This window comes from Protofrankia sp. Cj3, from assembly GCF_917627355.1.
In the GTDB taxonomy this organism is placed as follows: domain Bacteria; phylum Actinomycetota; class Actinomycetes; order Frankiales; family Frankiaceae; genus Protofrankia.
In genome coordinates this window covers 7,433-16,001 of the sequence record NZ_CAKJTR010000126.1, presented here as the reverse complement: position 1 = coordinate 16,001, position 8,569 = coordinate 7,433, and the positions used below count along the sequence as shown (strand labels likewise).

Annotated in this window: 8 protein-coding genes; all 8 read left to right on the top strand. The window is 68.0% G+C overall.

Features of this window, described 5'->3' with window-relative positions; genetic code table 11:
- The first annotated feature begins 77 nt into the window (after window positions 1-77).
- A complete protein-coding gene (gene pdxH / locus MJ783_RS16380; protein ID WP_239311316.1) occupies window positions 78-818 on the top strand; it encodes a pyridoxamine 5'-phosphate oxidase in 741 nt (246 codons plus the stop codon).
- Entirely contained in the window at window positions 815-2,170 is a 1,356-nt protein-coding gene (locus tag MJ783_RS16375) for an MFS transporter (RefSeq protein WP_239311315.1), read from the top strand. The genes pdxH and MJ783_RS16375 overlap by 4 nt, the downstream gene beginning before the upstream one ends.
- Before the next feature lie 271 nt (window positions 2,171-2,441).
- Window positions 2,442-3,263, top strand: coding sequence for a hypothetical protein (locus MJ783_RS16370; RefSeq protein WP_239311314.1), 822 nt, complete (start codon window positions 2,442-2,444; stop codon window positions 3,261-3,263).
- Window positions 3,260-4,108 carry a L,D-transpeptidase gene (locus tag MJ783_RS16365; RefSeq protein ID WP_370651651.1) on the top strand — a complete coding sequence of 283 codons (849 nt, stop codon included), beginning with the start codon at window positions 3,260-3,262 and terminating at the stop codon, window positions 4,106-4,108. The genes MJ783_RS16370 and MJ783_RS16365 overlap by 4 nt, the downstream gene beginning before the upstream one ends.
- A gap of 378 nt (window positions 4,109-4,486) precedes the next feature.
- Window positions 4,487-5,221: a hypothetical protein gene (locus MJ783_RS16360; protein ID WP_239311313.1), complete on the top strand. Its 735-nt coding sequence runs from the start codon at window positions 4,487-4,489 to the stop codon at window positions 5,219-5,221.
- Between the two features lie 326 nt (window positions 5,222-5,547).
- Entirely contained in the window at window positions 5,548-6,438 is an 891-nt protein-coding gene (locus MJ783_RS16355) for a hypothetical protein (protein WP_255724002.1), read from the top strand.
- 336 nt (window positions 6,439-6,774) lie between these two features.
- A complete protein-coding gene (locus tag MJ783_RS16350; RefSeq protein WP_239311318.1) occupies window positions 6,775-7,440 on the top strand; it encodes a hypothetical protein in 666 nt (221 codons plus the stop codon).
- 32 nt (window positions 7,441-7,472) lie between these two features.
- A partial coding sequence (locus MJ783_RS16345; protein ID WP_239311311.1) for a PHB depolymerase family esterase occupies window positions 7,473-8,569 on the top strand: 1,097 nt, incomplete at its 3' end.

Sequence of the window (8,569 nt, the reverse complement as noted above, 5' to 3'; positions counted from 1 at the left end):
GCGACGCCGCGTCCCTATTGCCGGTCGCTCTAAGTTTCCCGCTCAGCTACTGGTAGGCAGCTGCCAGGATTGGTCAGGTGCCGCAGCACCCGAACCACGCTCAGCCGCGGGCCGCGCCGAACCCGGCAGTCCAGCGGCGTGATTACACCACCGGCGGGTTGTCCGAGGCCGATCTCGCCCCTACCTGGGTCGGTCAGTTCACCCGCTGGTTCACCGAGACCTCCGCCGTGGCCGCCGAACCGGGATCAGCGCTGGCCGAACCGAACGCGATGGTGTTCGCCACCGCGGACGCCCGCGGCCGGCCCAGCGCCCGCACCGTCCTGCTCAAGGCGTTCGACGAACGCGGCTTCACGCTGTTCACCAACTACACATCCCGAAAAGGACACGACGCCGCGGCAAACCCGTACGGCTCGTTGGTGTTTCCCTGGCATGCCCTGGAACGGCAGGTCGTCGTCACCGGCTCGCTGGAGCGTGTGTCGGCCGAGGAGACGGCGGCCTACTTCCACGCCCGCCCGCGCGGCGCCCAGCTCGGAGCATGGACGAGCCGCCAGTCCGAGACAATCACCTCCCGGGAGGTGCTTGAGCGACGCCGGGCGGAGCTCGACGCCCGCTGGCCTGAGCCCGCACCGGTCCCGGTGCCCCCGTTCTGGGGCGGGCTACGGCTCGTCCCGGACAGCGTCGAGTTCTGGCAGGGCCGCCAGGACCGGCTTCATGACCGGCTCCGCTACCGCCGGACCAGCACAGACAGGACCAGCACAGACAAGGAGCGCCACCCGCCCCGCGATGCGTGCTGGGTCATCGAACGCCTGTCACCATGAGAAGGATCGGCTTTGCGGCAGGTAACCGCGCGACGGCCCTGAGCCGGGCACGGGTGCCCGGCCGGCGGATCGCCCACACCGTGCTGACCGACCTCGGGCCGCTGCGGTCCTACCCGGCCTACCGGCGCGTATGGGCCGGCGAAACCGTGTCCGCGGTCGGCTCAATGATTACCACGACCGCGGTGCCGCTACAGGTCTACGACATCACCAGGTCCTCGTTCGCGGTCGGGCTGACCGGTCTGATCACCCTGGTTCCACTGATCATGTTTGGGATGTTCGGCGGAGCGATCTCGGATGCCGTCGACCGCCGGCGCCTCGCGCTGATCACCTCGTGCGGGCTGGCCGCGGTGTCGGCCGGGCTGTTCGTCCTCGCGCTGGTCGGCCCGCGCACGGTCTGGCCGCTGTTCACGCTCGTGGCTGTCCAGTCCGCGCTGGTATCTGTCGACCAGCCGGCCCGGCGGTCGATGATGCCGAGCCTGGTACCGCTGCGGGCGCTGCCCGCCGCCACCGCGCTCCAACAGATCGGTTGGAACATCGCGCTGACCACCGGGCCGCTGCTCGCCGGGGTGACGATCACGGTGTCGGGGTATCCCGTTGCCTACGGTATCGACGCCGTGACCTTCGGGGCGGCCCTCTACGCGCTGGCCCGGCTGCCACCGATGCCACCGACCGACGGCGGCACCCGGGCCGGTGTCGCGAGCGTCGTCGACGGGCTGCGCTTCCTGCGCGGCCAGCCGATAGTGGTCATGACCTTCGCCATAGACATCATCGCGATGGTTTTCGGGATGCCGCGGGCGCTGTTCCCGGAACTCGCCGGAACACAGTTCGGCGGCGGCGCGCGAACCGCCGGGCTGCTCTACTCCGCCGTTGCCGCGGGCGCGCTCGCCGGGGCGGTGGCCGGGGGCTGGTTCGGACGCGTCCGGCGGCAGGGACTCGCCGTCGTCATCGCAGTGATCATTTGGGGCGTCACGATCGCGATGTTCGGCCTTGTCCACAACCTCATCGCCGGTGTGCTGCTGCTCGCCATCGCCGGCGCGGCTGACATGATCAGCGCGGTGTTCCGGAACGCGATACTCAATGTCGCCACACCGGACGCGATGCGCGGGCGTCTCCAGGGCGTGTTCATCGTGGTCGTCGCGGGTGGCCCACGCCTGGGGGACCTTGAGGCGGGGACAGCGGCAACCGTGTTCTCACCGACATTCTCGGTGGTCAGTGGCGGGCTGGCATGTGTTGCCGGAGCCGTGTTACTCGCGGCGGCCGTTCCGTCGTTTAGCCGCTATGACTCCCAGGCCGCCATCACCGCCGCCGAGAGCCGCGAGGTGACGCGGGAGCCAGGCGAGGACCCACTCTGACGATCTCCGGAAGGTATGCGCTGAACGTCAGCGAATAGGCCGTAGCCTGTGATTTTTCAACTACCAGAGATCATGTAACGCAACCAACGAAACAAGCCCGACAACCTACGGCGCCAAAACGTTAGCCCCACCTTCCCGCATGCCTCTTCGGTACATACCACCCGCTCGCAAACGCCGAAAAGGGGGTTGGTATGGTTCCCCGGAAACGCGGCTGTGACGGTGGCCACAGGTCCTGTATCCAGCCCGCCTGACGTCTGAGGGGACAAACACAATGCGTTTGGGCAGGACGCGACTGGCTCTGGCCTGCGTAATCGGCTCGATAACAGTCGGGCTGGCCGCCCCGGCCGCCTGGGCGACAGACGGCGCCGCTCCAACGGCCACGGCCACCCCGTCGGCCGGGGCGGTCGAGCCGGTGGTGCCGGACCTGGTGGACGCCACCGCACCGGTCACCACCCCGTCAGCGGTGCACACGACGCCCGCGCTGCCGGTGCACGGCATCGACCCGCAGCCGTCCACACCGCCGGTGACCCACCGGCCGGCTGGCGGATCCCTTCCGTCCGGGCTTCCCTCACTGCCCGGAATATCCCTGTCCGACCTGGACAGACAGCTGATCGATCTCGCTCCCTGGCTACCGACTGATCTATCACTGGACAATCTGGTGCCACAGCCGCTGACGCTCAGCTTCACCTGTGGGCCGCATGGTCCCGTGTGGACGCTCAAGAACACCTCGGCGAGAGCGTATGGCTTTGCGTGGATCGACACTGACGTCAACTACAACTTCGGTGAGATCGGCGCTGGCAAGACCGTTTCCCTGAACTCGTCGGCGGATGTCGTGATCGCGGGTGCCTTTGACGTGACGACCCAGGATGTCGTGCTGGCGATCCCGGCCTTCGCTATCGCCGACTGCGCCACCACGACGACGGCTTCCCCCACCGCAGCCTCAACGAACGGCGCGGGTGCGGGTGGTGGCGCTGGTGGTGGCGGCGGTGGCGGCGGCGGTGGCACCACCACCGTCCCGGTGTCGACGACGAGTGCGCCGGTCGCGACCCCGGCAACGGCTGTCGTCACCGACAAGGTTCACTACACGGGATGAGCAAGCCAGCTGTGATCGGATGCCGCCGGCCCGGATTCGGGCCGGCGGCATCCGCCGTGTCGATTTCCGCCGGCCATGCACCGGCCAGCCCGCGCATGAAGATCCTGCTGGCCGTCCTCGCCGGCATGGTTGTCTTCACCGGCTGCGGTGGCGGGGGCTCGAAGACCCAGTCACAGGCGTCCGCGACCGCCATCCCAGATCCGGTCCGCAGCCAGCTCGCGGCCGTGACCTCCGTCAACACCGACGGGATGAACACGATCGTGACCGCGACCGGTGGGGTGGTCGACGTCTACAAGACCCCCACGGCAAAAACCGCGGCATCCCAGCTGCGCAGCCCGAACCCGGAGGGCGTCCCGCGAGTCTTCCTCGTGGTGGCGAAACTCCCGAACTGGTGGCACGTACTGCTGCCGGTGGAGCCCAACGGCAGCACGGGCTGGGTGAAAGCGTCCCAGGTGAAGGCCAGCCTCACCGGGTACCACATCGTGGTCGCCCGTAAGGACCATCGCCTGCGGGTCTACGACAAGACCACGGTTGTCCTCGACGAGCCGATCTCCGTCGGCACAACGGACACCCCCACGCCCGGCGGTCGCTTCTATCTGACCGAACTGCTACAGCCGCGCAACCCGGCCGGACCCTATGGCCCGTATGCTTTCGGGCTCAGCGGGTTCTCCACCACCCTGGATTCCTTCGACGGGCAGGACCCGGTGATCGGTATCCATGGAACAAACCAGCCCAACCTGATCGGGCAGGACATCAGCCACGGCTGCATCCGGGTCCGCAACGATGTCATCACCAGGCTCGCGAAAATGCTGCCGCTGGGCACCCCGGTGGAGATCGCAGCCTGAGTCCCCCGGTGCCCCTGCGGATGGCAGTTCGCGACCTGTCGACACCCTGGTCGCGAACTGCCATCACGCCCTAGGCGCCGGCCAGCCCGAGCCACGGCCGGCAGCCCCGTTATCTGACGAGCGCCCGGCGCCTGTGCCCGGCGCCTGCGCCGCGGTTCGGCGGGCGCTCCTTGCCGACACCGCGGGTATGAGGGGTTCGTTACTCAACGTAATCCGTGCATACTGGGGCCAACCAGCGGACCCGCATGGCCATCAGCAACATGATCTTCATTTTCGCGCTGTCGGAGACCGGCAACGACCGAACCGAACACGCCGCGGCATCCAGGGGGTAGACAGGTCGTGCGGACATCGCTGCCGGCACATAGCGGTCGGGTCCGGATGCAGCTCCGGACTCTCGGGCTCGGTCTGGTCTGCGTCCTGTTGGGGCTCACAGCCAATTCCTGCGGAAACGGGAAGAGCCCGAATCCGGTTGCCGCGGGAACCGAACCAGTCCCCCCGACGCAGCAGGCCGCCGCCCGCACATCGCTGCACGCCGACGACTACGTGCTTACCGAGGGTCCAGAGACGACGGGCTTCGGCGCCAGCACGTCGCTAGACAACCGTGGTGCTCTGTCGGTAGCCGCGATGACCAGTTTCGCCTCGTGCATGGGCGAACCCACAGCCGGGTCGAAAGTAGAGCCGCTGGACTCGGCAAAGGGACCGTACTTCGCCACCAGCGACAGCCAGATGTTCATGGGATCGGTCGCGGCGGTCTATCCAGCCGAAGTGATCACAGCTGCCGTCCGAGTCGCCGCTGAGGCTTCTTTTCCGTCCTGCGTCGGCCAGCTGCTCAAGCGCGAGTATGCCAAAGCGGCCGATCTGCCCGCTGGCAGCACCTTCGCGGTCGTGTCGGCATCCGCCCACAAGCCTCCCCCCGGTATCACCGCCGCGACCAGGGTCAAGGCAACCATGACGCTGGACGGACCACCGGTACCGATGACCTTCGACCTGATGTTCATGTTCTCCGGCCAGGTCCAGAGCTCCTTTGTCGTCGGCCGCGTGTTCGACGACCCCGAGCAGACCGTGGTGAACCGTGTCGCACGGCAGATCGCCCGAAAGGTCGCCAGCCAGTAGTCACATTGTGACATATACGTACTTCGGCAAGCTGGCGGTCATCCCAGCAACCCTCCGCATCCATGCGACACGCAAAGCACATCCATGGACGGACTACACGAACGCTACTTTCCGCTTCCGTGTGGCAACATGGTGTGATCGTTACCCATGATGTGTGCTGTTTCCGTGCGTACGGTGGGCAACGGGCAGTCGGTGACGAGCGATGGGCAATGCGGCGAACGGCGCCCAGCGCGACCCATCCATGCCTTCCGGACACGCCCATGCCGGACAACCGACCAGTACGCAACCGACCTGGTGCGCGACTGTCGCGATGGGAGTGAAGACTATTGGCACCGCAGGCTGTCGGGTGGGACGATAGCATATCAGGCGCATGGTCATACTTTGCCCAATACTTCGCCCAAATTGTGCCGAAAATTTTAGCATTCGCATTCATCATGTCTGTCGGCGGCCTGGCCGCCCGCACACTCATCAGGATCATCAACCGCTTCCTCGACCGCGCTGGCACCGACAATCTGCTCGAACGGGGCGGGCTCACGCGCGCACTCCGCCGGCCCGCCCACGACCTGCGCATCGGCCTGATGCGGCTGCTGCTCGCCATTGCGCTGTTGGCGCTCTTCCAACTGGCCCTCGGCCCGTTCGGCACCAACCCGGTCAGCGACCTCGTCCACGACCTCGTCATCCTGCTCGCACACGCGGTTCTCGCCTGCTCTGTGCTCATGCTCGGCGGCACTCTCGCCTCGGCCGCCCGGGTGTTCGTCCGCGAAGCGCTGACCGGGCTTCCCTACGCGGCTACCGCGGCGACCAGTATCACCGCGCTCATCATGATCGGGTTTGGCAAAGCCGCCCTGGACGAACTCGGGCTTGCCACTTCGGTAACAAATCCGATACTCTACGCACTGCTCGCGACCATCGCCGGAGTGACAGTCGTCGGGGTGGGTGGCGGTCTTGTCCGTCCGATGCAACGCCGCTGGGAGGAGCTCTTGCGCTACGGGGGGCCGGAACTGACGACCGCAAGGTCTGTCTGGCGGGAGAATCGAGCCCGTGCCGCCGCCGAGGAGCCGGTGGTCGTGCCGGTGAGCGATCTCGTCGGCGACCTGGTGGCGGCAGGGCACAGCAAGGATGGGTGGGCGACGGACCCGATCTCCGCGCACGATCGGGAGACATCCGCGGCCACCGGCGAGTCGCGTGCGGACCCCGAGCCCGGACAAGCATCGTGACGGTATGACGCCGTAACGGCATAACACACCAAGCACACCTGGAACGATGCTTACACTCGGCAACGATGAGCACAGCATCATCGTCCCAAGGACTGCCCAAAACAACAGAGACCACCACGACGCACCCATACTCCTTCGGCGAACTGACGCACACGAGGGATGCGGGTGAGGCACTCTGGTACGACAAAGTGTCGCGACCAACGGCGGCGCCGGTCCTGTCGCTCCGCTACGCGGTGCGCTGGGTGCGGCCTGCCGGACGGCCTGGTTCCCCAGGTCGTCCGCGGCCGCAGGCCACCTGCGCGGGGCGCGGGAAACGGGGGAGACATCTCGGTGGACATGCCATCAGACCTGGAGCGCTCCCGGCTGCTCCTCGTCTGGCTGCAGGCCCGTCGCGCGGTCGACCACTGCCTGTCGGACCTTCTCGCCGCCGGACCAGCCGGTGAACGCCGTGTCCGCGAGCAGCTCGAACTGGTCAACGACCTGGAGAACCGCGCTCAGGAGGCGTTTGTGCGGTATCGCCGCGCCGCCGCGAACACCAGACGGCCAGCCGGCTCTGAGGACACGCCCACCTCGGACGCGGCCGACATGATTGACGTTGCCGACGTGATCGATATTGCTGATGTGACCACGTTGATGGACCGAACCAGCTCGACCGGCCGCCCCCGCCTCGGCGTGGTACAGCCAGACGACCGGGGGCACCAGCCCGGTCGTCTGGCGGAACCGCAACGACCGAGCGGCGTGCCCGGAACCGGGCTGCGGCCGGCCGGGCCGGTATCGGCCGTGGACATCCTTCCGGACACGGCGACAGGTCCGGGTACGGCCCCGCCCGCCTCGAAATCCGGCACAGGCCTGGGTACCCCCGCCGCCGGAACGGAGCCAGGCGCCTTTCCGGGCCTGCCCGGAGCCGCCACGGCCGCTGGCCCCAGCGGCCCCCACACCGGCGCGGACGGTGAGAGCCGCGGCACCCGCCGTCCGCGCGGAGATCAACGCCGATACCGCTGACAGGGCCAGGCCGTGGACGGGACAAAATCAGTGTGGTGCAGTCCACGCGTCGCCGTACCGCGCTGGCCCGGTTCACCGGGCTGGTACTTGTCCTGACCTGCTGGCTGGCCGGGTGCGCCGCTGTGGGCAGGTCTCACCCGGCATCGATGACGCCGGTGGCCGGCGCGCCCAGCCCGACTGCCGGACCGGACGCCTACGAACGCTCAGGGCGAGCGCCGCGGCTGCGCATCACGCTGCCGCCGGCCACGTCTCCCCGGCCCTTTCCGCTCGTCATCGCGCTGCACAGCCTTCTGCACGAGGGTCAGGAACCCCAGAGCGAGTGGGGCATCGACACCCTCGCCACCAGCGCGGGCGTCGCCGTGGCCTATCCCGATGGCCTGAACGCCTCGTGGGATGCCGGCACCTGTTGCGGGCGGTCCGCGGCCGAGCATGTCGACGACGTCGGATGGCTGCGAGCGCTCATCTCACATCTCGAACAACACTATCCCATCGACCGGCGGCGGGTGATCCTGGTCGGCTTCTCCAACGGCGGGATGCTCGCCTACCGCTACGCGTGCGAGAACGCGCCCGAAATCGCCGGTATCGCCGTGGTGGCGGCCAGCCTGCAGACCCCGGACTGCGCGCCGGCGGCCCCGGTCAGCGTGGTGGCCGTGCATGGACAGCTTGATGAGCGCGTTCCGTACGCTGGTGCCGACTGGTCGGCAACGCTCGGGACATCACTGACCTCGGTCGAGAACAGCCTTGCTCCCTTCCGGGCCAGCGCCGGCTGCCCTCCCCCGTCGCTGCCGGAAGACAGCGGCAGTGCCGACAGCGACGGGTTGCCCGTCGAGAGCGCGTCCGGCAGCCCACCGAAGGCGACCAGCATGGGAACACCCGGTTACGACAGTCACAGCCAACCGGCAGCCGAAGCGGCCACAACCAGCCAGGCGACAGCCGTATCCCCAGCCGGGAGCGGTTTCCCGGTGACGAAGAAGGAGACGAGCTGCTCGTCCGGCGATCGGGTCGTGGAGTTCCTGCTTCCCGGCGTCGCCCATGGCTGGCCCCCCAGCAGCGGCCCAGCGCGGTTCAGCACCACGGAGGTGATCTGGCGGATCCTCGCGCCGATGCGGTCGCAACGCGCCGGGCCCGA

Bases quoted from the DNA above. Each gene is read 5' to 3' on its own strand.
- MJ783_RS16375 (WP_239311315.1), top strand. From the start codon at position 815: ATGAGAAGGATCGGCTTTGCGGCAGGTAACCGCGCGACGGCCCTGAGC.
- MJ783_RS16370 (WP_239311314.1), top strand. From the start codon at position 2,442: ATGCGTTTGGGCAGGACGCGACTGGCTCTGGCCTGCGTAATCGGCTCG.
- MJ783_RS16365 (WP_370651651.1), top strand. From the start codon at position 3,260: ATGAGCAAGCCAGCTGTGATCGGATGCCGCCGGCCCGGATTCGGGCCG.
- MJ783_RS16360 (WP_239311313.1), top strand. From the start codon at position 4,487: ATGCAGCTCCGGACTCTCGGGCTCGGTCTGGTCTGCGTCCTGTTGGGG.
- MJ783_RS16350 (WP_239311318.1), top strand. From the start codon at position 6,775: ATGCCATCAGACCTGGAGCGCTCCCGGCTGCTCCTCGTCTGGCTGCAG.